The sequence below is a fragment of the Abyssibacter sp. genome (assembly GCF_964229365.1).
In the GTDB taxonomy this organism is placed as follows: Bacteria; Pseudomonadota; Gammaproteobacteria; order Nevskiales; family OUC007; genus Abyssibacter.
The window spans coordinates 19,711-42,788 of the sequence record NZ_CAXRDQ010000087.1; the positions used below are offsets into that span (position 1 = coordinate 19,711).

General features: G+C 63.4%; 18 protein-coding genes. 9 read left to right on the top strand and 9 right to left on the bottom strand.

The window, feature by feature from the left end:
• Positions 1–414: 414 nt before the first annotated feature.
• Positions 415–738, bottom strand: coding sequence for a type II toxin-antitoxin system RelE/ParE family toxin (locus ACE1EY_RS14365; RefSeq protein WP_370300486.1), 324 nt, complete (start codon positions 736–738; stop codon positions 415–417).
• Entirely contained in the window at positions 726–983 is a 258-nt protein-coding gene (locus ACE1EY_RS14370; RefSeq protein WP_291514622.1) for a type II toxin-antitoxin system Phd/YefM family antitoxin, read from the bottom strand. Before ACE1EY_RS14370 ends, ACE1EY_RS14365 begins: the two co-directional genes overlap by 13 nt.
• 298 nt (positions 984–1,281) lie before the next feature.
• Between ACE1EY_RS14370 and ACE1EY_RS14375 the strand changes: the two genes are divergently transcribed.
• The gene (locus tag ACE1EY_RS14375) at positions 1,282–2,259 is read left to right on the top strand and encodes a class 1 fructose-bisphosphatase (protein ID WP_291514623.1); all 978 of its coding nucleotides are present in this window, start codon (positions 1,282–1,284) and stop codon (positions 2,257–2,259) included.
• A gap of 4 nt (positions 2,260–2,263) precedes the next feature.
• Here ACE1EY_RS14375 and ACE1EY_RS14380 read toward each other — a convergent pair whose 3' ends face one another.
• Together ACE1EY_RS14380 and ACE1EY_RS14385 are read right to left on the bottom strand one after the other, a co-directional pair.
• On the bottom strand, positions 2,264–2,764 hold the full coding sequence (locus ACE1EY_RS14380; protein WP_370300487.1) for a hypothetical protein: 501 nt from the start codon (positions 2,762–2,764) through the stop codon (positions 2,264–2,266).
• Between the two features lie 91 nt (positions 2,765–2,855).
• Complete coding sequence (locus ACE1EY_RS14385) at positions 2,856–5,021, bottom strand: S9 family peptidase (protein ID WP_291514625.1); 2,166 nt, start codon at positions 5,019–5,021, stop codon at positions 2,856–2,858.
• Between the two features lie 224 nt (positions 5,022–5,245).
• Here ACE1EY_RS14385 and ACE1EY_RS14390 point away from each other — a divergent pair, with 224 nt between their 5' ends.
• Positions 5,246–5,899, top strand: a complete 654-nt coding sequence (locus ACE1EY_RS14390) for a 1-acyl-sn-glycerol-3-phosphate acyltransferase (protein WP_291514626.1) — start codon at positions 5,246–5,248, stop codon at positions 5,897–5,899.
• 66 nt (positions 5,900–5,965) lie between these two features.
• On the opposite strand, the gene ACE1EY_RS14395 is transcribed toward ACE1EY_RS14390, so the two are convergent.
• Positions 5,966–6,865 carry a LysR family transcriptional regulator gene (locus tag ACE1EY_RS14395; RefSeq protein ID WP_291514627.1) on the bottom strand — a complete coding sequence of 300 codons (900 nt, stop codon included), beginning with the start codon at positions 6,863–6,865 and terminating at the stop codon, positions 5,966–5,968.
• A gap of 216 nt (positions 6,866–7,081) precedes the next feature.
• Between ACE1EY_RS14395 and ACE1EY_RS14400 the strand changes: the two genes are divergently transcribed.
• The 7 genes from ACE1EY_RS14400 (at position 7,082) to ACE1EY_RS14430 (ending at position 17,106) form a co-directional block, all read left to right on the top strand.
• Complete coding sequence (locus tag ACE1EY_RS14400) at positions 7,082–7,831, top strand: SDR family oxidoreductase (protein ID WP_291514628.1); 750 nt, start codon at positions 7,082–7,084, stop codon at positions 7,829–7,831.
• Between the two features lie 31 nt (positions 7,832–7,862).
• Positions 7,863–9,056 carry an efflux RND transporter periplasmic adaptor subunit gene (locus ACE1EY_RS14405; protein WP_291514629.1) on the top strand — a complete coding sequence of 398 codons (1,194 nt, stop codon included), beginning with the start codon at positions 7,863–7,865 and terminating at the stop codon, positions 9,054–9,056.
• 54 nt (positions 9,057–9,110) lie between these two features.
• Positions 9,111–12,290: an efflux RND transporter permease subunit gene (locus ACE1EY_RS14410; RefSeq protein WP_370300512.1), complete on the top strand. Its 3,180-nt coding sequence runs from the start codon at positions 9,111–9,113 to the stop codon at positions 12,288–12,290.
• Positions 12,277–13,719 carry an efflux transporter outer membrane subunit gene (locus ACE1EY_RS14415; protein ID WP_291514631.1) on the top strand — a complete coding sequence of 481 codons (1,443 nt, stop codon included), beginning with the start codon at positions 12,277–12,279 and terminating at the stop codon, positions 13,717–13,719. Before ACE1EY_RS14410 ends, ACE1EY_RS14415 begins: the two co-directional genes overlap by 14 nt.
• Positions 13,720–13,785: 66 nt before the next feature.
• Entirely contained in the window at positions 13,786–15,162 is a 1,377-nt protein-coding gene (locus tag ACE1EY_RS14420; RefSeq protein WP_291514632.1) for an amidohydrolase, read from the top strand.
• A complete protein-coding gene (locus ACE1EY_RS14425; RefSeq protein ID WP_370300488.1) occupies positions 15,155–15,631 on the top strand; it encodes a peptide-methionine (S)-S-oxide reductase in 477 nt (158 codons plus the stop codon). The genes ACE1EY_RS14420 and ACE1EY_RS14425 overlap by 8 nt, the downstream gene beginning before the upstream one ends.
• On the top strand, positions 15,628–17,106 hold the full coding sequence (locus ACE1EY_RS14430) for a phospholipase D family protein (protein WP_370300489.1): 1,479 nt from the start codon (positions 15,628–15,630) through the stop codon (positions 17,104–17,106). The genes ACE1EY_RS14425 and ACE1EY_RS14430 overlap by 4 nt, the downstream gene beginning before the upstream one ends.
• 45 nt (positions 17,107–17,151) lie before the next feature.
• Here the strand turns inward: ACE1EY_RS14430 and ACE1EY_RS14435 are convergent, their stop codons facing one another.
• From ACE1EY_RS14435 to ACE1EY_RS14450, 4 genes are all read right to left on the bottom strand, one after another.
• Complete coding sequence (locus ACE1EY_RS14435; RefSeq protein ID WP_291514635.1) at positions 17,152–18,372, bottom strand: P-II family nitrogen regulator; 1,221 nt, start codon at positions 18,370–18,372, stop codon at positions 17,152–17,154.
• Positions 18,369–20,240 carry a DUF1538 domain-containing protein gene (locus ACE1EY_RS14440; protein WP_370300490.1) on the bottom strand — a complete coding sequence of 624 codons (1,872 nt, stop codon included), beginning with the start codon at positions 20,238–20,240 and terminating at the stop codon, positions 18,369–18,371. The genes ACE1EY_RS14435 and ACE1EY_RS14440 overlap by 4 nt, the downstream gene beginning before the upstream one ends.
• A gap of 7 nt (positions 20,241–20,247) precedes the next feature.
• Entirely contained in the window at positions 20,248–21,099 is an 852-nt protein-coding gene (locus ACE1EY_RS14445; RefSeq protein ID WP_291514637.1) for an SPFH domain-containing protein, read from the bottom strand.
• 79 nt (positions 21,100–21,178) lie between these two features.
• Positions 21,179–22,951, bottom strand: a complete 1,773-nt coding sequence (locus ACE1EY_RS14450; RefSeq protein ID WP_291514638.1) for an alkaline phosphatase D family protein — start codon at positions 22,949–22,951, stop codon at positions 21,179–21,181.
• Between the last annotated feature and the right edge of the window lie 127 nt (positions 22,952–23,078).

Below are 23,078 nucleotides of genomic sequence, written 5' to 3' on the forward strand. Positions count from 1 at the left end.
CTGCGCCACAACCCAACGACGAAGCCCCCGGTGAGCGATCACCGGGGGCTTTTTCGATTGCGCGAACACTGAATCACCGTCCGGCAACGGCTGTTGCAAGCAAAGGCCGCAGCCCACTTGCAGCCCACTTGCAGCGACTGAAGGCAGCAGTTGATCAGCCGCCAACTCCACCGCCCTCACTGAGCCATGCGGCAAAATGATGGTTTGGACTGTGCACGGGTAAACAACGCAACCGAGGTGGGCGCTCACGAATCCTTAACATCAGCGTGCGCCCGCTGCTGGGAAACCGCCTAAGGTCGCTCTCGACTCGTACGCGAAAGCTCATCACCATCCTCAACGTGATGGTGAAAACCGGCCGACGCTGGAGTCCAGCGCTGCTGGCCCGAATCGTTGACTTTCGACCATAGTCACCTGTCAGGTTTCACCTTCCAGCGGGGAGAGCAACTGACTCCGACGAAGCTTCCGCTCGCTGCGGACGACATGGAGAACGAACGCTTTGCCAGCACTTTTGTTGTAGCGATAGATGACCCGGCAGGGTGGTTCGATGACCTCGCGGTAACCGGAGCCTCGGAGTTCGCGAACCTTTCGGCCACTCTCGGGATGATGCTCCAACTGGTCAGCGTGCTGGAACACACGCGCAACAAGGTTTTTTGCGGCTTGGGGGTTTTCGAGAGCGATGTAGTCAGCGATTGCGTCTAGGTCAGCTAGGGCCGGCTCAGACCAGACTACTTCAACCATCGCGCCATCTTTTGCTTGGCTTGGGCATTTGAAACAGTTCGCCCTTCATCAACAGCACGCTCCCCGCGAGCGATGCCTTCAAGCAGCTTCATCTTGGCCTGGAGCTGTTCATAACTCTCAACATCAACCAGGTAGGCAGACGGCAGGCCATGCTGGGTGATCAGGATTGGCTCCCTGTTCTTCTCGAGTTCCGAGAGGAGGTCGGTGGCCTTCCGCTTCAACGTGGTGACAAGTTCAGTGCGCATAGAGTGATACTAAAGTGCCACATCGTGTCATGCAAGGTCGTGAAGCCTAACGCCGGCCGCGTGGATTAATCAGAAAATTGCACCATGCCGATTCAAGCAAAACCTTGGGTTTTTCGCGGCCTTCGAAGGTTTGTAGAACGCCTGTTTGACCGCCTCATCAAGGCTGATGGCCGCCTTTGATCAAGAGGATAGTACGGGCTGCCCGTGAACAAATGGATAATCCTGGTCAGGGCATCTCAAGCCGCCCCCCTGTTGCGTCGATGGCATAATCCAGCGACTTCCCACACTCAGATCCTTCATGTCGCATTCGATTCTCAAAGACCAGCTTCTTTCCCTAGACGATCAGGCTCTTGCCGCCACGCTCTCTTGTTTGGCCGAGACCTGCAAGGAGATCAGCCAGCAGCTCAAGCGCGGCGAGTTGGCGGGCATTCTCGGTGCGGCGGGTAATGAGAATGTGCAGGGCGAGGAGCAGAAGAAGCTCGATGTGATCGCCAATGACCTGATCAAGGACGCCCTCGGCGCCTGTGAGCCGGTGCGCGGCATCGCTTCGGAAGAAGAGGACGATGTGGTTGGGCTGCGCGAGTCGGCGGGGCTGCTGGTGACGTTTGATCCGCTGGATGGGTCATCGAACATCGACATCAACTCGATGGTGGGGACGATTTTCTCGATTCTGCCGGGCGATGCCACCGGACCGGTGTCCGAAGCGGAATTCCTGCAGCCGGGTCGCAAGCAGGTCGCCGCCGGTTACGTGCTCTACGGGCCGTCGACCATGTTGGCGCTGACGACGGGCGATGGCGTTGAGATGTATACGCTGGACCCCGAGAGCGGGGATTTTCTGCTCACGCGTGAGGCGAGTATTCCTGCGCAGACCAAGGAGTTCGCCATCAACATGAGCAATCAGCGGTTCTGGACGCCCGCCGTGCAGGGCTATATCGCTGAACTGTTGCAGGGCAAGGACGGCCCGCGCGGCAAGAACTACAACATGCGCTGGGTGGCGGCGATGGTGGCGGATGTGCACCGCGTGCTGTGCCGTGGCGGTGTGTTCATGTACCCCTGGGATGCCCGTGACCCGAACAAGCCCGGCAAGCTACGGCTGATGTACGAGGCCAATCCGATGGGTTTTCTGGTGGAGCAGGCCGGTGGTCAGTGCTGCACGCCGGAGGGTCCGATCCTGGACCTGCAGCCCGACAAGATTCACCAGCGTGTGCCGGTGATTCTCGGCGCGGCGGAAGAGGTATCCCGCTGCCTGTCGATGCACGCCCAGGCCGCCGCGTAGCGGCCTATTCCTGCGAGCTGGTGGTTTGCGTGGTCGGCGCGCTCAGCGCCGGCCGCGTCACCCGCCGCACCAGTTTGGTCAGGCCTGATTCCGAGTCCGCGACATGGGCTTCGGCGTCGCGAATCGCGGCCTCCCATGCGGGTGCGAAGCCGGGGGCGCGTTCGAGCAGCAGGTGCACGGCGCGGTCGTAGACCTGCAGCAACCGTGCCTCGGCCTTGCCGGGCTTTTGCTGCAGTGTTGCGATCGAGACCCGCAGGTTCTCGTTTTTCTCGCGCAGCGATTCCAGTTCGGCATTTAGCGTGTCGTTGCCGGCGGCGGTGATCTTGAGCTGCTGACCGAGGTGCTTGTTCAGGTCGGCCAGCTCGACATTCAGCCGCTTGATCTCCCGCTTTTGCTCGCTGCGCTGAACATGCCCCGAGCGCCAGACCGTCACGCAGAGCACCAGCCCGGCGATCAGGCCCCAGGTGAAGGGGTGGGAGAGGATGTCGAGCAGAAAATCCTGCATGGCGGTCCGCCTATCGGGTGTCAGTGGTTCCCACTATCAGACTGAAGCACAAGCGGCCGGTTCAACAACCCATGTTGGCCGTTCGACACCGTCAGCGTGTGACCGCGATCGCCTTCGGATCGCGAATGCCCAGCTGCGACAGCATGAAGCTGTACTCCAACGCCACCTCTTCGTATTTGCGATAGCGACCGGATTTGCCGCCGTGTCCGGCATCCATGTTCATGTGCATGAGCAACGGGTTGTCGTCCGTCTTGCGGTGGCGCAGGCGTGCGACCCACTTGGCCGGTTCGAAGTACTGCACCTGTGAATCCCAGAGCCCGCCGGTGACCAGCATGGCCGGGTAGTCCTGCTCCCCGACGTTGTCGTAGGGGGAGTACGACAGCATGGTTTCGTAGGCGTCGGCCTGCTTGGGGTTGCCCCACTCGTCGAATTCGTTGGTCGTCAGCGGGATGCTTTCGTCCAGCATGGTGGTCACGACATCGACAAACGGCACGTCGGCGACAATGCCGCGGTAGAGGTCCGGCCGCATGTTGGCAACGGCGCCCACCAGAAGCCCGCCCGCGCTGCCCCCGGCTGCGAAGACCTTGTCCTTGTCGCCGTAACCGGCGGCGACGAGATGCTCGGTCACGTCGATGAAATCGGTGAAGGTGTTCATCTTGTTGCCGAGTTTGCCGTCCTCATACCAGTGACGGCCCATCTCCTGGCCACCGCGGATGTGCGCCATCGCGAACACGAAGCCGCGATCGAGCAGCGACAGCCGCGAAACCGACAGGTAAGGCGTGAGCGAATATCCGTAAGACCCATAACCGTAGACCAGCAGCGGGTTCTTGCCGGGCTGGCGCAGGTCTTTGCGGTAGACGATGGAGACCGGCACCTCGGTGCCGTCGCGCGCCGTGGCACGGATGTACTCGGAGGTGTAGGCATCCGGATCGAAATCGCCTTCCACCGGCTGCACCTTGAGCACGCGCTTTTCGCCCGTGGCCATGTTGTAGTCGATGGTCGTGGTCGGCGTGGTCAGGGTGTCGACGTCGTAGCGCATCCACGGCCAGTCGTACTCGGCGGAGCCGATCAGGTTCGCGGCGTAGGTGGGCTCGCTGGCATCGATGGTCACGGTGTCGCCGCCGGCCCAAGGCATCACGCGGATCTTGCGCAGGCCATCGCGGCGCTCGTTCACGGCCAGATAATCCTTGAAGACCTCGAAGGATTCGATCAGCACCGTGTCGCTGGTCGGGATTAGCTCCTGCCAGGTCGATTTGTCGGCACTGGTGGCGACCGGCGCACTCATCAGCCGGAAGTTCTTCGCCTGCCAGTTGGTCAGCACGATAAAGCGGCCATCGTGGTCGGCCACTTCGTATTCGTGGTTCTCCTCACGGGGCAGCACGGGGCGAAAATCGAGGTCCGGATCATCGGCGCGGGCGAAGCGGTATTCCGTCTGCTCGGTGCTGTAGAGCCCGATGTACAGAAACGCGTTCGACTTGCCGCGGCCGATGCCCATGTAATAGCTGTCGTCCGGCTCTTCGTAGATCAGCTTGTCATCGCCGCTGGCGCCCAGCACATGCTGGCGCACGCGTTTGCCGAGCAGGGTGGTGGCATCCTTCTCCACGTATAGCACCGATTGGTTGTCATCGGTCCAGACCAGATTGGCATTGACGTTCTCCACCGCATCGGTCAGCCACTCCCCGGTTTCGAGGTTCTTGACGCGCAATACGTACTGGCGCCGACCGACGGTGTCTTCGGCCACGGCCAGCAACTGGTTGTTGGGGCTGATTTCGTAGTCGCCGAGGCTGTAGAAATCTTGCCCTTCGGCACGAACATTCTGGTCGACCAGGATTTCTTCCGGCGCATCCATCGAGCCCTTGCGGCGCGCGACGATGGCGTAGTCCCTACCCGGTTCGAAGCGGGAGTAATACCAGTAGCCGTTCTCGAAGGTCGGCGGACTGGCGTCGTCGCTTTTCAGCCTGCTGACGATTTCCTCGTAGAGCGTTTCGCGCAGTTCGGAATACGGTGCCAGCACCGCATCGGTGTGAGCATTCTCGGCCTCCAGGTACGCCAGCATCGCCGGGTCTTCTCGACTGTCGTCGCGCAGCCAGTAATAGGGATCGGCGCGGTCGCCGTGCGGCGATTCCACGGTGTAGGGTCGGCGGTCGGCAATCGGGGGCATAGGTGTCGAGTCTTGCGGTTGTGCGGAAGGCAGGCTGGCGCAGCCGGCGAGCGTGCCGAGCAGCGCAGCGAACGCGGTGAACAGAGGCCACTTCATGGTGTTTTATCCCCGAATAAGCAAGAGCCAGGGCCAGGCCGTTTCGGTCCCGGCCACGGGCCACTCAATAGGATGCAGGACGCATGGATCATGGTCGCGGCGACCCGCTTGGCCGATTCACGCGATCGTCACCGTCAGACAGGCATAATGTAGCGCGATAACAACCGCCTAGGGGCGGCAAAACAAGCGTGGCGCGTCGCGCCGCTCACCTCCCGGAGACGCAAATGACCGAACTCACCGCCGGCGACCTCGGGTCGTCCGTGCCGCGCCGCGGCACGCGCTTCTCCCGCTGGCTGGGTCGCCGTTTACTGGCCGCGCTGGGGCTGCGCATCACCGGTCAGATGCCCAACTTTCCCAAGATGATGGTCATTGGCGCGCCGCATACCTCGAACTGGGATGGCGTGATGGCGATCGGGATGGCGCTGGCGCTCTCCATCGACGTGCGCGTTGTCGCCAAGCAGGCGGTGTTCCGCTGGCCCTTCGCCCGGCTGCTGCGCTGGATGGGCGTGATCGGCATTGATCGCAATGCGGCCGGCGGCGTTGTCGGCGAACTGACCCAGCTTTATCAGCAGTCGGATCAGCTCTATCTGTGCATGTCGCCAGAAGGCACGCGCGCAGGCGCCGAAACCTGGAAGACCGGTTTCCACCGCATTGCCTGCGCCGCCGAGATCCCCGTGCTGGTGCTGGTATTTGACTGGGGCCGAGGCCGCATCGACGTGGCCGACTGGTTCCAGCCCAGCGACGATGTCGAGGCCGATCTCGACCGCATCATGTCCAACTACCACGGTGTGCAGCCCCGCAACCCGCGCCGGTTGTCCAAGCCCATACGCCAGCTTGCGGAGCGGCCTCCAGCTCCAGTGGTGGATCGCGCCGCCTGATTCAGTGAGCACGTGGCCATTGAACTGACGGGCACGTTCGGGCAGTTACGCTCGCAGGGTCCACCGCTACATTTCTTCTGCGACTTCCCGCACCAGGTTCCTGAACCATTCGTGAGCCGGATGTGTGGCCAGCCGGCCATGCCAGATCAGCGTGCCCATCTTGGATGGCAGATCGAGCGGCAACGGTTTTTGCACCAGTTGGATGTCCGAGCAGCGGTATGTGGCCACTCGGGTCGCCAGGGTGGCGACCAGATCGGTGCGCCGAAGGATCGCCGGCACAGCAGCATGCTGGTTGACGGTCATGACAATGCGTCGGGTGAATCCTCGCTCCAGCAGGATATCGTCCAGTGGCGAGTAGGTATCGCCCGTTGGCGCAACCTGGAGATGGCGGGCGTTGGCGTAGTCCTCCAGGCTCATGGCCTGTCCGGCGAGCGCATGATCTGAAGACATGACCACCACTTTCGTCTCGCTCACCAGCGGCAGCCCCGAGAACCGTTCGGGCAGCGAGTGGTACACACCAAACGAAAAGTCGGCGCGCTGGTTGTCCAGCATCTCCAGGCCGGTGCCGATGTCCGGCAGCATCTGGACATTGACCAGCGGAGCCTCGGCGCACAGCCGCTCAGCGACGCGTGGCAGGAACACCGAGACGAAATAATCGTTGGCGACGATGCGAAAATTCCACTTCGCGGACTTCGGATCGAACTTCACCGGGTCTAGTGCCTGCTCCAGCTCCAACAGGGCGCGGCCAACCGGGGCTTCCAGTTCTAGCGCACGCGGCGTTGGCCTCAACCCATCTGCGCTGCGCACAAACAGATCGTCATCAAACGCATGTCGCAATTTGCTCAGCGCGTTGGATACGGCGGGCTGGGACATGTGTAGCCGGCGGGCCGCACGAGTGGCGCTGCGCTCGCGTAACACCGCATCGAAGACCAACAGCGTGTTCAGGTCCAGCCGGGTCAGATTCATGTTTCGTATAACCCTCATTCAGGGAACGGATGAGCTTGCAGCGGGAGAAGTGCCCGCTCGGCGCGAAAAGGCAGGTGACGTGGCGTATCTCCGAATACCCGGTGATCCCCGCAGTTCGATTATCCGTTATCCGAATAACAAATATCTAGACTATCTATTTTTCTTCTAACGGAACCGCTCCTATGTTGCGCTGCATCACGCACTCAGGAGTATCCGATGAGCAGCTTCAAACAGCATGTCGCCGTCATCACCGGCGGCAACAGCGGGATCGGCTTGGCGAGCGCCAAGCGGTTGATCGACGCCGGAGCCCGCGTCGCAATTTTCGGTCGGTCGGAAGACACCGTTGCCCGCGCGGCCGAATGCCTGGGCGACCGCGCGATCGGCATCCAGGGCGATGTCACGGTCCGCGATGACCTGGATCGATTGTTCGGGCAAACCCACGACACGTTCGGCCGGGTCGACTCCGTGTTCGCCAATGCTGGTATCGCCGAATTCCGGTCACTGGACGAGGTGGACCCGGAGCATGTCAGTCGTGTTCTGGACACGAACCTTCGCGGCACGATTCTCACGGTTCAAGCGGCGCTGCCGCATCTGAACAACCCGGCGTCCGTGATCGTCACTACATCCGTTGTCAACAACAAAGGCATGGCCGGTACCGGCGTTTACGCCGCGAGCAAGGCCGGGCTCCGGGTGCTGGTTCGGGTTTGGGCCGGCGAACTCGCCGAGCGAGGCATCCGTGTCAACGCAATCTCGCCAGGCCCGATCGAAACGCCGATTTTTTCCCGGATGGGCATGAACCCCGAGGAGATTGAGGCCATGAGCGAGGCGATGACGGGTTCGATTCCCCTGGGGCGCTTTGGTCAACCCAAGGAAATCGCCGCCGCAGTGGAGTTTCTCGCCGGGCCGGGTTCCAGCCTGATGACCGGCTCCGAAATCGTGCTCGATGGCGGCCTCGGCCAAGTCTGAATCGCTGCAACCCCATTCAAGGATAGACATCATGAAACAGAAATACATCGCGACCACGGCTGTTTCCACGGGATTGCTTTCCGTTCTCGCCGTACTCGCAGGGCTGATGCTTCGTCAGGACGACGCGCAAGCGAGCACGCCGGTGCCGCCGCCCCGCGTCAGCGTTGCCAACGTCCATGTGGACGTCGTGACCGAATGGTTGGACTACACCGGCCGGCTGGCAGCCGTGAACCATGTGGCCCTGCGTCCGCGTGTTCGCGGGCAGATCGCTCGCGTTGACTTCACTGAAGGTGATCGAGTCCAACAGGGCGATGTGCTGTTCGAGCTGGACTCGCGTCCGTATGACGCGGCATTGGCTCAGGCCAACGGCGCACTGGTGCAAGCGCAGGCAGAACACGCGCAGGCTCTGCGTGAGGCATCGCGGGCCGAAGCCCTGCACGCGCGTCAGGTGATTTCTGATGAGGAGGCCGAGCTACGCCGGTCGCGTCTGGCTGTGGCGGAGGCCGCGATGGCCACCGCCCAGGCCCGATTGCAATCGGCGCGTCTGGATGTGGAGTTCACCCAAGTTCGTGCGCCGGTGAGCGGGCAGGTGGGTCGGGTCGAGATCACCCAGGGGAACTGGGTCACGCCAGACGGTCAGCCGCTGACGACCATCGTATCCACCGAGGCGTTCTATCTGGACTTCGCCGTGGACGAACGGGCGTATCTGAGGCTCGCGCGAAATCTCGGTGATGACGGTGTCCGGGTCCGTTACGCGTTGAGCGGCGAGGAGCAATTCGACCGGAAGGGTCGGCTGAGCTTCCTCGACAACGTGGTTGATCCGGGCACCGGGACGCTGCGCCTGCGTGCGGTCGTGCGCAATGAGGATGGTTTGCTTCGTCCCGGTCTGTTCGCAAAGGTGCGCTTGCCGGATGGGCTCCCCGAGCCAGCGGTTCTGGTCAACGACCGTGCCATCGGCACCGACCAGGGCAATCGCTACGTTTATGTAGTGGACCAAGCGGGCACGACGCGATATCGCCGGGTCGAACTCGGCCCAAAGGTTCCGGTCGACGGTCATCTTTTGCGCGTTGTACGCCGTGGGTTGGAGCCGGGGGAACGCGTTGTTGTCGCGGGTCTTCTCCGGGTTCAACCAGGTGCGACGGTGACTCCGGAACCGGTCGACATGGGCTCACTCGCGCGTCGTGAGCCCCCGCTGTTGTCCTCACAGGTTGTGGCGGCGCAATAGCGTCCCCGCACAAGGAGCAAAGCCGTGACTGCAAAGAGTCGGCCCGATTCGGGCCTGGGGTTCAATCGCTTTTTCATCGATAGACCGATCTTCGCATCGGTCCTATCGGTGATCATCACCATCGTTGGCGCACTGGCGATTACGCAGCTGCCGATCAGCGAGTATCCAGAGGTCGTGCCGCCGACGGTTGTCGTCAATGCGCGCTATCCGGGCGCGAATCCCGAGGTGATCGGACAGACCGTCGCCACGCCGTTGGAAGAGGCGATCAACGGTGTCGACAACATGTTGTACATGTCCAGCCAGGCGACATCGGACGGCGGCATGTCGCTGACGGTGACATTCGAGATCGGCACCGATCCGGACACCGCTCAGGTGCAGGTGCAGAACCGTGTCGCGCAGGCGTTACCGCGGTTGCCTCAGACCGTTCGAGATCTCGGCGTGTCGACGATCAAGGCAAGTGCCGATCTGACCATGGTTGTTCATCTGACGTCACCGGATGCCCGCTACGACACCATCTATCTCCGCAACTTTGCCGTCCTCCGGATTCGGGACGTGCTCCAACGTCTGGAAGGCGTGGGGCAGGTGCGTCTGTTTGGCGCGGGCGACTACGCCATGCGTGTATGGCTGGACCCGGCCCAGATGGCCAGCCGGAATCTGACCGTCCAAGACGTGCTGGCGGCCATCAGGGAACAGAACGTCGAAGTGGCCGCCGGTGCGCTGGGTCAAGCGCCGGCGCCAACCGGGGCGGATTTCCAGATCGCGATCAATGCGAGAGGTCGGCTGGAGAGCGAGGAAGAGTTCGGCAATATCGTCGTCGCCACCGGTCGTTTCGGCGAACTGGTGCATTTGCGAGATGTCGCGAGGCTGGAGCTTGGTTCGCAGGACTACGGCCTGCGTTCGCTACTGGACAATCAACCGGCGGTCGCCATCCCCATCTTTCAGGCGCCCGGTTCCAATGCGCTGGCGGTATCCGATGGGGTGCGCCGTAGCATGGCTGAATTGTCCGAGGCGTTCCCGGACGGTGTGGACTACGAAATCGTCTACGACCCCACGGTGTTCGTGCGCGGTTCCATCGAAGCAGTCGTGCATACGCTTCTGGAAGCCGTGTTGCTGGTGGTCCTGGTCGTTATCGTATTTCTTCAGAACTGGCGTGCTGCGTTGATTCCGTTGGCGGCTGTTCCGGTCTCGATCGTCGGCACCTTTGCCGTGCTGCAGATCTTCGGTTTTTCGATCAACGTGCTCACGCTATTCGGGTTGGTTCTTGCGATCGGCATCGTCGTGGACGATGCGATTGTGGTGGTGGAGAACGTCGAGCGCAGCATCGAAAACGGGATGAGTCCGCGCGAAGCGACCATCCAGGCGATGGGCGAGGTCACCGGACCGATCATCGCGACATCACTGGTGTTGGTGGCCGTATTTGCCCCGATTTCGTTCATCGATGGGCTCACCGGTCAGTTCTACCGGCAATTCGCGATGTCCATCGCGGTCGCAACAATCATCTCCACCTTTAACTCACTGACGCTATCCCCGGCGCTTGCGCGGACTCTATTGCGACGGCGCGACGCCAAACCGGATGCCTTGCAACGCGGGCTGAACTGGCTGTTTGGTCGTTGGTTGTTCCGCCCGTTTAATCGCGCGTTCGACAGAACCAATCGAGTTTATGGCGGCGGTGTGCGTGGCGTAATCCGCAAGGGTCTGGTTGCCGGGGTGGTCTACGCCGCGCTGGTCGGGTTCGCTGTAGTGGAGTTCAAGCAGGTGCCTGAAGGTTTTGTGCCTGGCCAGGACAAGCAATACCTGGTCGCGTTCGCACAGCTACCCGACGCCGCCAGTATCGAACGCACCGAAGATGTCATCCGGCGGATGGGGGAGATCGGACTCAATCAACCGGGCGTGGAGAACGCCGTGGCCTTTCCAGGGCTTTCGATCAACGGTTTCACCAATGCGCCGAACGCAGGAATCGTGTTCTTCCCCCTCAAGCCGTTTGATGAACGCAAGGATTCGCAGCTCAGCGGATTTGCCATCGCGACCGCCCTGCAGCAGGAGTTCGGCCGCGTTCAGGAGGCGTTTATCGGCGTATTTCCGCCGCCGCCGGTCCGCGGGCTGGGCAACATCGGTGGATTCAAGTTGCAGGTGCAGGACAACACCGCACAGGGGCCGGAAGCCCTGTTCGAAGCCACGCAGACGCTGATGGCCGCGGCTAGAGAGAGCGGCGAGATCGTGGGGGTGTTCTCCAGCTTTCAGGTGAACGTGCCGCAGCTTGATGCCCACGTCGACCGCGAGAAGGCCAAGCAGCAGGGGGTGCCGGTCTCAAGTGTCTTCCAGACGCTGCAGGCCTACCTTGGGTCGGTTTATGTCAACGACTTCAACCGCTTCGGCCGGACCTACCAGGTGATTCTTCAGGCTGAGGCGCAGGACCGAGCTGAGGTGTCCGACATCCTGCGGTTGAAAACCCGGAACGATCGCGGTGAGGTCGTCCCGCTGGGCAGTGTGCTCGACGTGGCCTACGCCAACGGTCCGGACCGCGTGCTGCACTACAACGGAGCGTTGTCAGCCGACATCAATGGTGGGCCGGCGCCGGGGGTGTCGTCCGGTGAGGCGATTGCGCGCATGGAGCAGCTGGCGGACAGCGTATTGCCACCCGGTTTCTCCATCGAGTGGACGGATCTGACTTATCACCAGGAGGCTGCAGGTAACACGGCTGCGCTGATCTTCCCGCTGGTCGTTCTGCTGGTCTTCCTGGTGCTAGCAGCGCAGTACGAAAGCCTGACCCTGCCATTGGCTGTGGTGCTGATCGTGCCGATGACGCTGCTGTCCGCGCTGGCCGGTGTGTGGATCACCGGCGGCGACATGAATGTGTTCACGCAGGTGGCGTTGTTCGTACTCGTCGGGCTCGCCGCTAAGAACGCGATCCTGATCGTGGAGTTCGCCAAGCAATTGGAAGACGAGGGACGTACGCCCGTAGAGGCGGCCATCGAAGCTGCCCGCCTGCGCTTGCGACCGATTCTGATGACCAGCTTCGCGTTCATCATGGGCGTCACGCCACTGGCATTCGCCTTGGGCGCGGGGGCGGAGATGCAGCGCGCTCTGGGCATCGCCGTTTTCGCAGGGATGTTGGGTGTCACGTTCTTCGGTCTGATCTTCACGCCCTTGTTCTACGTGGCCGCGCGCAAGTTGGTCCGTGTGCCGCCGGGCTCCGCAGACGACAAACAGGAGTTGCATCATGATCCTGCATAAATCCGCGCCAAGCGCGTTGCTACTGACCACGCTGATAACGACGGCCTGCGTCGTGGGACCTGACTACAACGGGCCTGCTGATCGCGGCGCCATCACCGACGCCATTGCCGACGCTACGCGCATGACCGGCGACAGGGCGGTAGACCAGCCTGTGGTGCCGCATTTCTGGACGAGCTTTGACGATCCACAGCTCAATGCGCTGGTCACCCGTGCGCTGGCTGAGAACCGAGATCTGGTGCAGGCAGAAGCACGTGTGCGCATGGCGCGCGCTGCCGCTGGTGAATCCGGGCTTGATCGCTTTCCGGCGGCGACGGTCGAAGCCGGCCACACCGAAGCGAAACAGGCGGCCGTGCTGTCCGGCGGATCACCGCAATCGGCGGATTACCACGATGCCTCGTTGAATGCGTTGTGGGAGCTGGACTTCTTCGGTCGCGTGCGACGCCAGCACCAGGCATCGCAGGCGCTTGCCGAAGCCGCCGGGGCGGATCGTGACAGCACCGCATTACTGGTGGCGGCTGAAACCACACGCGCTTATCTGGCACTCACCGGCACGCAGGCCCAGCTTGATGTTGCTTGGCGGAACACAGACAACCTGGCCCAGACGCTCGAACTGACGGAGTCGGTCTTGCAGGCCGGACGAGGTACGCGCGGGGATGTCTCCAATGCACGCGCCCAACTGGCGGCGACGCGCGCGCTGATCCCCGCGCTGGAGGCTGCCAAGCAACGGGCCATCCACCGCCTGGGCGTGTTGACTGTCCAGAGCAGCGACACCTTGAGCGACGCACTTGTGTCGACGGTTTCGTTGCCGGCCGTACCGGACACGATTGCGGTGGGTGCGCCACGGGCGCTGCTCCGAAGGCGGCCGGATGTTCGCGCCGCCGAACGGCGACTGGCTGCATCGACGGCTCAGGTCGGCGTGGCGACCGCCGACCTGTTTCCGCGGGTGAATCTACTGGGCAGCCTGGGGTGGGCGGCGACCAGCGTGAGCGGGTTCGGGCATAGCGACGCGGAGTACTACAGCGTGGGGCCGAGACTGACCTGGAGCGCCTTCGACTTCGGTCGGGTGCGTGCTCGTCTGCGTCAGGCGCAAGCCGGTTCGGATGTCGCGTTGGCGGTTTACGAACAAACCGTGTTGCTGGCGCTGGAGGACACACAGAATGCCTTGGCTGACTACGGCCAGGCACGGGCACGGACAGCCGCGCTGGATGAGGCGGTGACCTCTGCGGTCGAAGCCTCGGATCTGGCGCGAGAGCGGTACGAAGGTGGTATCGCGAGCTTTCTGGAAGTGCTCGACGCCGAGCGGCGTGAGATCGAGATCCGGACCAACCTCGCCGCCGCACGCACGCAGACGCTGAGCGCGTTGGTCCGGGTGTATATGGCGCTCGCGGGGGGTGTCGAGTCGTCTGTGCAGGTCGCGGTGTCGGACTGATCGGGAATCTAGTCGGGCGGACGCGGTATCGTTAGCGCATCTGACCGATCGCCAAGGATGATCACCATGCGTCACCTCGCCGCCACCATGGCCTGCCTGCTGCTCCTGCCCGCTGCTGCGCAGGCACAGCCACGCGAGCTGATGGATTTGTACACCCATCTGCATACGCACCCTGAACTGTCGTTCCACGAAGCGGATACCGCGGCAACCCTGGCGTCGGAGCTGGAAGCGCTGGGCTTTGCCGTCACCACCCAGGTCGGCGGACATGGTCTGGTCGGCGTGCTTGAGAACGGTGAGGGCCCCACCGTTCTGCTGCGCACGGACCTGGACGCGCTTCCGGTCAAGGAGCAGACCGGAAAGGCCTACGCCAGTACGGTCACGGCGACGGACGACGCCGGTAACACCGTGCCGGTGATGCATGCCTGCGGGCATGACGTGCACATGACCGTGTTCGTCGGCACCGCACGCCAGCTCGTGGAGCAGCGTGACCGCTGGGCCGGCACGCTGGTGATGATCGGCCAGCCCGCCGAGGAACGCGGCGCCGGCGCGCGGGCCATGCTGGCCGACGGATTGTTCGAACGATTCCCCCGGCCCGATTACAACCTGGCGCTGCATGTCAGCGCCGCGCTGCCCGCCGGCAGTATCGGCTACACCGAAGGTTATGCCCTGGCCAGCGTCGACTCGGTGGACATCAAGGTGTTCGGTGTGGGTGGGCATGGCGCCTATCCGCATACGACCAAGGACCCGGTCGTGCTGTCCGCGCAGATCATCAATGCGCTGCAGACGCTGGTGGCGCGTGTGATTCCGCCAGTCGAGCCCGGCGTGGTGACGGTGGGGTCCATCCACGGCGGCACCAAGCACAACATCATCCCCGACGAGGTGCAGTTGCAGCTCACCGTGCGGGCGTACAGCGAGAAAACCCGCAACACGCTCATCGAGGGCATACGTCAGGTCGCCCGCGGTCAGGCGGTGGCCGCCGGCCTGCCGGAAGACAAGCTGCCCGAGGTGACGGTGCAAGACGAGCACACCCGGTCGACCTACAACGATCCGGCGCTGGTCCAGCGCGTTGTCGCGGTGTTGGAAACCGCGTTGGGCACCGAGCAGGTGCAGTCCGTTCCCGCGGTGATGGGCGGCGAGGATTTCTCCGAATACGGGCTCACTGACCCGAAGATTCCTAGCTTCATCTACTGGCTGGGCGGCGTGGAACCGAGAACCTGGCAGGCCGCACAGAGCAGCGGCGAATCGCTGCCTTCCCTGCATTCGCCGTTCTTCGCGCCGGATGCCCCGCTGGCGATCGAGACCGGTGTGCAGGCGATGACCGCCGCCGCGCTGGATCTGCTGGCTGCGGCGCCGGAGCCTGAACCGGCGCCGGAACCGATGGCGGCGCCTGAAGCAGCGGCCGAGTCCGCACCGGAGCCCGAGATCGATACCGCCGTTGAGTGACCGCGTCGGTCTTGGCGGCGGCTGCCACTGGTGCACCGAAGCCGTGTTTCAGGCAGTCGGCGGCGTGCTGCGGGTAGAGCAGGGCTGGATCGCGCCGGCAGGCGATTCCGGGCGCGAATCCGAAGCCGTGATCGCCCACTTTGATCCCGCGCGGGTGTCGCTGGCCCGGTTGATCGACGTTCACCTGCACACCCATGCCAGCACCTCGCAGCACAGGCTGCGCAATAAATACCGATCGGCCATCTACGTGGTGTCGGATGCGCAGGCGCAGGCCGCGGCGCAAGGCCTGCGCGATGCACAGGGCTTGTTCGACCAGCCGGTGATTACGCAGGTGCTGCACCTTGGCCGGTTCCGGCCTTCGCCGGAACGTTATCGGAATTACTACGCCAGTCGGCCGCAGGCGCCGTTTTGCCAGCGCTATATCGCCCCCAAGCTGCGCGCCGTGAATCAGCGATGCCGAACACAATGAGCGCGCTCGGCCATGGGTTGTCGCGGGGGCTGCGCGGTGTTGTTTACGCCGTCGTCAGCCTGGGCTTGCTGGCGTGGCTGGGCGTCACGCTGTCGTCCAGGGTGGAGCTGCCCGATGGCCTGGCCTTCGACGGCCCGCCGCGGCCCTTGCAAGACGCGCGGCTGCTGGTCGACACGACCTACATTGATGCCCAGGGCGAACGCCGGAGCGAGCAGGCGATCTTCGATGCGATGTTCGCGATGATCCGTTCGGCCCGTGAGCTGATCGTCATCGACATGTTTCTGTTCAACCCGTTTCACGGGCCGGAACCAGAGCGCCAGCGCGACCTGACGGCCGAGCTGACCCAATCGCTAATCGACGCCCGCCGCGCGCATGACGGGCTGAACGTCATCCTGATCACCGACCCGATCAACACGGTTTATGGCGGCCTTGAGGCTGAGCATTTGCGGCGGCTGCGGGATGCTGGGGTCAATGTGGTGCTGACCCGGCTACCCGCCTTGCGTGACAGCAACCCGAGCTACAGCGGGCTGTGGCGCTGGCTGGTGAAACCGCTGGGCAACGATGCCGATGGCGGCTGGCTGCCCAATGCTCTGGGCGACGGGCAGGTGACACTGCGCAGCTATCTGGCGCTGCTGAACTTCAAGGCCAATCACCGCAAGACCGTGGTGGCGGATGATGGCCGGGGCCGGCTGCAGGCCATGGTCACGTCGGCCAATCCGCACAGCGACAGCAGTGCGCACAGCAACATTGCGCTGCAGTTTGCGGGGCCGGCAGTGGGTGATTTGCTGCGCACGGAACAGGCCGTTCTGCGGTTCTCCAGCGACGGTGTTCGCATTCCGGAGCGCTGGTTGCGGCCGCCGGCTGTCGCCAAGCCCGCGCGGGGCGCAGCGCAGATTCGTGTGGTCACCGAACAGGCGATTGAGGCGGCGATACTGCAGGCGCTGCACGCGGCAGGCCCGGGGGATCGCATCCGGCTGGCGATGTTCTACCTGGCGGACCGCGACGTGATTGCCGCGCTAATCGATGCCCAGGCACGCGGCGCCATGCTGCAGGTGTTGCTGGATCCGAATCGCGACGCCTTCGGCCGCGAAAAGAATGGCGTGCCGGCCCGGCCGGTGGCGGCTGAACTCGTCGAGGCTGGCATCGAAGTACGCTGGTGTGACACCCACGGCGAGCAATGTCACTTCAAGGCCTTGTTGTCACAGCGCGCCGCCGAGCGCCGGTTCACCGCGGTGCTGGGCTCGGCGAACTTCACCCGGCGTAACCTGGACAATTTCAATCTGGAGACCGACGTGGTGATCTCGACCCCGCAGCGCCATCCGCTCGCGGCGGAGATGAACCAGTGGTTTGACGACCTGTGGACCAATGCCGATGGCCGCCACGTTTCGGTGGCCTACCAGCAGTTCGCGGATGAGCGCGCCTCGCTGCGCTGGGCGTACCGCGTGATGGAGGCCAGCGGCTGGTCGTCGTTCTAGGGAAAGCCGGCGCCGTCTTGGCGGTGTGACTAGATCAGTGTTTCCCTAACCGCTCACGCCACGATAGCTGCGTGCGGTGGGCGCAGCGCTGTCCACCGTCTGCGCGTGATACGTCACCACGCGCGTAACCGGCTGACCGAACAGGCAGACTTCCGTGATCTCCTGTTCCTCCGCCACGGCCATCACGGCCTGCATCACGGATTCGGCTTGCTCGGTCGGCACCACCGATTGAATCCACGCACGCTCGCGGTTCAGTCGGCGGCCCATGGCGACCTTGGACTCGGCTTCGACAAAACGAGCCGACAGGGTGTTGGCGCCGGTGGCCCCGGCGGCCGTCGCGGCTTCCAGCAACGTTGGCATGTGGGTGCCGCTGGAGATGATGGTCAGGCGCGTCTGCGGTTCGCGCTGGCCCAGGGTGGTGTCCTCGCCCTCCAGCCCTAGCCCGGCGGCGTGGGCACCACTGCCGAGGCGAACCACTTGCTGGCGCCGCCAGTCCGTATGCCCGACAAGACCATCCAGAGCGGCGATCACCTGTTGCATGTCGGCGGCGTAGTGCCGGCTGCCCACGGTGCTTGGGAGGTTGACGATGCCCTTTTGCACCGGCATGCGGTAGAGAAAGCCGCGGCCCGGCATGGTGAGCCGACCGGCCACCGTCATGGTCTCGACCACGGCGTCGGCGTCGGCATTGTCGACGATGACGGTCATCACTTCCTTGGTGCGTTTCTTGGTAATGCGCAGCCAGCCCAGCCGGTCGCGTAGCCCGCGGCCCTCGCAGTAGTAGACGACCGGGCCATGCGCGCCGGCCTGCATGGCCGCGCGGGATACCGCTTCGGTTTGCTCCGGCTGCAGGATGCAGGAGATCGCGGCCAGATTCTCGCGCAGGCCGATCGAGGCATCGGTGCCCGGTTCCTCCGCGCCCAGGCCTTCCCAGATTGGAAAATCCGGCGTGTGGTAGAGATCGTCGCAGGGCACCGAGTACACCGCGCCGGAGCCCGGATAACGCAGGCCACCGGCGTCCGAGATTTCGCGGATCACGCTGTCGACCTGCGCGTCGGGTACGAGGAATCGCAGCAATTCCTTTTCCGGGCTGATCACCGGCAGGAAGCGCTGAATCCACTCCGTGCGAATCAGTGTGCCGCGGGCATTGGTGACAAAGGCATTGCGTTCACCGGAGGCGAACAGCCGTTCGATTACCGGCTTGACCGTCGCCGGCGGCAGGATGGCCGCGACCAGCGAGACTTTGTGCAACACCTCGAAATGGCTCATGCGACGTCCGCCGGCTGGCCGCTACGAGCGCGCGAGACAATGAGGCCCACGGCCAGCACGGTGATGATCGGCCCCACCGAGGCCAGCGCCAACACGCCAAAACCGTCGATCACGCCCGGCACGTTGCCGCCGATGCCTAGGCCCATGGCCAGTACCCGCGGCACGGTGATCGGGCCGGTGGTCCCGCCGGCGCTGTCCCAGCCGAAGTTCACGAACTCTTCGGAGGAGATCAGCGTCAGGCCGAGTAGCAGCAGGTAGGGCGGGATCAGCAGGTATTCCAGCGGAATGTTGAACGCGATCTTGATCACGCCCACGCCGATACCCAGGCCGACGCCCAAGGCCACGGACTGCATCAGCAGCGATTTCTTGAAGGCACCGATGGTGATCTTCTCCACGGTCTCGCCCAGCGCGTTCAGCGCCGGTTCGGCCAGCGTGGCGCCGTAGCCGAGGAAAAAGCCGAAGATCGCGGCGATGATCTTGCCGGTGGTTGCCGATGCGAACAGCGGCTCGCGCAGGCCTTCGGCGCCCCAGGGCGTGAGCGTGGCGAAACTGAGCGGGACATTGCTGCCCAGCTGCGCGCCCAGCGGAGTCAGGCCCAGGGTGATACCGAGGATGAACAGGCTCATGCCGATCACCGCGAAGGCGATGCCGATGAAAATTTCATCGCGGTTGCGCAACCGCTCCGGCAGGACCAGGCGCAGCGTGAGCAGCAGGAACAGGCACAGCGGCACGATGGCGCGCAATGCAGCAGACCCGCCGGCCTTGAGCTCCTGCAGGAATTGAACGGACGGGTCCCAGACCGACTTCGACACGACCTTGGCCTGCAAGGCTTGGCGCTTTTCGAGAATCAGCGTCGAGTCGTCCAGCACGATGCGGCCTTCGATGAGCTGCGGGCTGCCGCCAGCGAACTTCAGTTCGTAATCGCTGGCCGGTGTGCCGTTGCGCAGGAAGCGGTCGAACTCATCCTTGGTGAACCCTTCGCGGCGCGAAGCACTGGATCTCGGTGGCTCCGGTGCGCTGTCGGCCTGTTCGATCACCGGCGCGCCCGTGTAGTTGGGCTGGCCGTAGTAGTCGTCCTGCTGCACATGCCACATCGCCAGCATCAGCACGGCCAGAACCGGGACCAGTGAGGCCAGCGTGACGATGCCGAACCCGGCATTGCCGGCATCACCGTCGCCGACGATGCGGCAGACGCCAATGCCCAGCGCCAGCACCAGCGGCACCGTCACCGGGCCGGTTGTCACCGCGCCACAGTCCCAGGCCAGGCCAAGCACCGGTTGCAGCATTTCATGGAAATGCGCGTAGAGCGTCAGCCCGCAGAGCAGGGAGATCAGCGGGATGATGAACAGCTTCAGTGACCAGCCGAGGAAGAACCGCAGGATGCCCAGCATCACGGCGACGCCCACGCCGATGCCGACGACGCTGACGAGCTGGTTGGCGAAGTCGTTGAGCAGGCTGTAGAGCAGGGGGGCTTGGTCCGGCTGCACCCCGGCGCCGGCGCTGCGCAGCACGGCGATGGCCGGTTCGGCGAACGTGGCGCCGATGCCGAGCAGAAACGCGAAGCCCAGGATGATCGGCAACGTGGAGTTGCGCGGTAGCACGGCGCCGATGGTCTCGCCCAGTGGCATCAATCCCAGCCGCAGCCCCTCCATGAAGAACATCAGGCCGAAGGCGACGATGCCGATGCCGACGCCGATCATGATCGCGTGGACGATGGGCAGGCCCAGCACCAGAATCTGGAACAGCAGCAGATAGGCGACGATGAACCAGATCGTCTTCAGCTGCTCGAAGAAGTTCTCGTAGACGTAGGGGCCGAGTATCTTCAGCGAGTCGCCAAGGCTCAGGCGAACTTTGCGTTGGGTGTTCAAGGCGCTCTCAGCGAGTGGGAACCACGGGCATTGCCGATGCACCACCCGCGCCAATGATCACCGAGACCTTGTCCTTGGTCTTGACCACTTCGACCATCTCCTTCTGGATCTCCAGGCTGCGGTAGGTCAGGAACTGGTCGGGGTTCAAGCCGAACGCCGAGGCGTAGGCCTTGTCGGCCAGTGCCTTGTTCCGCTCCGCATCGGCCCGGCTGAGTTCGGCACGTGCGCGGGCGACCTCCGTCTTGGTGCGTTGCTCCTGGGCGGCCGTGCGGGCAGTCTCCTCCAGCACGACGGCGGGCGGGGTCACGCCACCGATGACCACCCGGTTGACCTGCACCGGCAGCGACTCGGCCTGCACGTACTCACGAATCGTTTCCAGGATGGCGAATTCACCCTGCGTAGTCACCGTGGCATCGGTCGTGAGATCGAACACGCGCTGGCCGCGCGCGAAGTCGCGCAGGGCGGTGCGAAACACCTCCTGCACCTTGGTCTGGTACCACTTCGGGCCGAACTTCTCGTGGACAATTGGCGTCTTGCCCTGTTCCAGCTGCACCAGCAGATAGGCGCGGAAGTCCACCGGGACGTTGTCGGCGGTCACGAGGTCGTTGAATTTCTCGTTGAACTGCTGCGGGCGCACGTCGTATTCGACGAGATGCGAGGTCCACCAGAGCCAGTGCGTGCCGGTGTTGCGTGGCTGCGCTTCCACGCCAGGTGTGCCGAAAAACCACGGCTGGTCGACCTGTACGCCCTCGTGACCGGCATCCACGGACTCCGGCCCGTAGACGCAGCCGGCCGAACCCAATGCGGCGAGTGCCGCGACCCCCACCCATCCACGGCGCCAAAACGACGTTGTTCGCATCTAAATTATCCCCGGAAGCAACGCGACGATTATGGCGGATGACCGCGCGAACGCCGAATTCCACCGGCGTTCTTGTGTGCTAGGGAGCCAGGGCGGGTGGTTGGTCAGCTGCGGCGGAGGGCGTCAGGGATGTAGTCAGTCGCTGGCTGCCGCTCACAGACTGCAGCATCACTGGGTCCATCGTTTCGACAACGGTCGGCACTTGTGCGACGGAGTAATACCACTCGCCCTGAACGCGCTCGGCGGTAAAGTCCATCAGCATGTAGCCGAGGTTGGTTTCGTTGGCATGCTTCATATGTGGATTGAATCCGGATGCCATCAGCGCAGTCCACACCGGCACGGGCACTTGAGCGACCCCACCGCAGCAAAGCTCGACCCCCAAACTGCCGTCGCCTGTCGCTGGGTTGTAGCTGGCAAGGTCATTCGGATCACGGGGTAGATCGCAGGCGATCACCGCATGGATATCCCCGAACACGAATACGCAGTTTTCGATGTTGTTGGCTTCGATGAGGTCGTAGACCGCTTCGCGATCGAATCGGTAGCCGTCCCAAGCATCCGAATTCACGTAGCAGGGGTCCGTGGTCGGTGTGGCGGTAGTGCAGGTCGTCAGCGGGTTTACGGGGCCGGCGTTGAGCGGGGCGAAGGTTGTGCCATTGCCGATCAATTTCCACTGCGCCGTGCTGTTCGCCAGCTCTTGCAGGAACCATGCGCGCTGCTCGGCGCCAAGAATGGTTTGCTCCTCGCTGAGCACAAAGTCGGCGTTCTCTGCTACGCGTCCCGACAGCCGTGTATCCAGCATGAAAATATCGATTAGCTCGCCGTAAGGAATCCTGCGGTAAATCTGGCCCAGCCCGTTGGGGTCGTAGCCGGTTTGCCCTGGCTGCAAGCTCGGTTCGCTTTCAGCAGGCGCATCGAAGCCGGTGCCATTCTCGCGGATGGGCATCCACTCAAAGTAGGCGCGAATTGCCCAACCCATACGCTCGGCCCAGAAGCCTTCACCACCCTCGGCAGGGTCGCCCTCCGTGTGGTTGGCTGCCCCGGTTGCGTAGCTGTTGTTCGTAGTCTCGTGGTCGTCCCAGGTCGTAATCCAGGGATGCTGGCGATGGGCTTCCTGTAGGTCCAGGTCAGTCTTGTATTGGGCATGGCGCTGGCGGTAATCGTCCAGGCTGGTGATTTCGGCGTTGGGTTCGTGAGCACGCACCTGCGAGCCGCCGCCCTCGTAGATGTAATCGCCGAGGTGAATGAACAGATCCAGATCTGCACGCTCGGCAATCCGGCCAAAGGCGTTGAAGTAACCAAACGTGTAGCTGTTGCAAGCCGCCGAGGCAATGCGGAGCTGGCTGACATCGTCGGTGCGTGACGGGGCGGTCTTGGTCCGCCCGATGCGTGAGGTGATCACAGTGCCGTCCTGCTGGGTCACTGAAAAACGGTAGTAGTAGGTCGTGAAGCTGGTCAGCCCAGTCGGGTCTACCTTGACGGTGAAATCACGATCGGCGCCGGTGATGAAGCGCCCTGATCGAATGGTGTCTGTCATCTCAGGCGAGGTGCTCAGTACCCAGTCCACTGCAATATCGCCGATGGATTCGTCGCCGGGTGTGGCTCGTGTCCACAGGATGACGCGGTCGGTCCGGGGGTCGCCGCTGGCAACGCCGTGGTTGAACTGAATGCTACCCGGCAGTACTGGATGGTCGGCGCCCCGATCGCGGCCGGGGGCGCGGCTTTGTCCGCAGCCACTCGTGGCGCCTATCGCGACCGCTCCGAGGGACGCGCCGCCGAAGCGCTTGAGAAAGGTTCTTCGGTTGATGGGCAGGCGCGGGATGCCGCGAAAGCGGCGGCGATGGAAGTCGCTCATGAGGATGCAGTGGGTCTGAGGCCAGGATGAGGGAATCCTATCCCTTGCCTGTTGCTGGCTGATGACGTTTCCGGTCAGCCTTGCGGGTGTCAGGTCGATCCATTGCTATAGATCGACGATTCCAAGA

Bases quoted from the DNA above. Each gene is read 5' to 3' on its own strand.
- ACE1EY_RS14435 (WP_291514635.1), bottom strand. From the start codon at position 18,372: ATGAGCCATTTCGAGGTGTTGCACAAAGTCTCGCTGGTCGCGGCCATC.
- ACE1EY_RS14370 (WP_291514622.1), bottom strand. From the start codon at position 983: ATGCGCACTGAACTTGTCACCACGTTGAAGCGGAAGGCCACCGACCTC.
- ACE1EY_RS14400 (WP_291514628.1), top strand. From the start codon at position 7,082: ATGAGCAGCTTCAAACAGCATGTCGCCGTCATCACCGGCGGCAACAGC.
- ACE1EY_RS14420 (WP_291514632.1), top strand. From the start codon at position 13,786: ATGCGTCACCTCGCCGCCACCATGGCCTGCCTGCTGCTCCTGCCCGCT.
- ACE1EY_RS14365 (WP_370300486.1), bottom strand. From the start codon at position 738: ATGGTTGAAGTAGTCTGGTCTGAGCCGGCCCTAGCTGACCTAGACGCA.
- ACE1EY_RS14445 (WP_291514637.1), bottom strand. From the start codon at position 21,099: ATGCGAACAACGTCGTTTTGGCGCCGTGGATGGGTGGGGGTCGCGGCA.
- ACE1EY_RS14385 (WP_291514625.1), bottom strand. From the start codon at position 5,021: ATGAAGTGGCCTCTGTTCACCGCGTTCGCTGCGCTGCTCGGCACGCTC.
- ACE1EY_RS14415 (WP_291514631.1), top strand. From the start codon at position 12,277: ATGATCCTGCATAAATCCGCGCCAAGCGCGTTGCTACTGACCACGCTG.
- ACE1EY_RS14450 (WP_291514638.1), bottom strand. From the start codon at position 22,951: ATGAGCGACTTCCATCGCCGCCGCTTTCGCGGCATCCCGCGCCTGCCC.
- ACE1EY_RS14390 (WP_291514626.1), top strand. From the start codon at position 5,246: ATGACCGAACTCACCGCCGGCGACCTCGGGTCGTCCGTGCCGCGCCGC.
- ACE1EY_RS14395 (WP_291514627.1), bottom strand. From the start codon at position 6,865: ATGAATCTGACCCGGCTGGACCTGAACACGCTGTTGGTCTTCGATGCG.
- ACE1EY_RS14380 (WP_370300487.1), bottom strand. From the start codon at position 2,764: ATGCAGGATTTTCTGCTCGACATCCTCTCCCACCCCTTCACCTGGGGC.
- ACE1EY_RS14405 (WP_291514629.1), top strand. From the start codon at position 7,863: ATGAAACAGAAATACATCGCGACCACGGCTGTTTCCACGGGATTGCTT.
- ACE1EY_RS14430 (WP_370300489.1), top strand. From the start codon at position 15,628: ATGAGCGCGCTCGGCCATGGGTTGTCGCGGGGGCTGCGCGGTGTTGTT.
- ACE1EY_RS14375 (WP_291514623.1), top strand. From the start codon at position 1,282: ATGTCGCATTCGATTCTCAAAGACCAGCTTCTTTCCCTAGACGATCAG.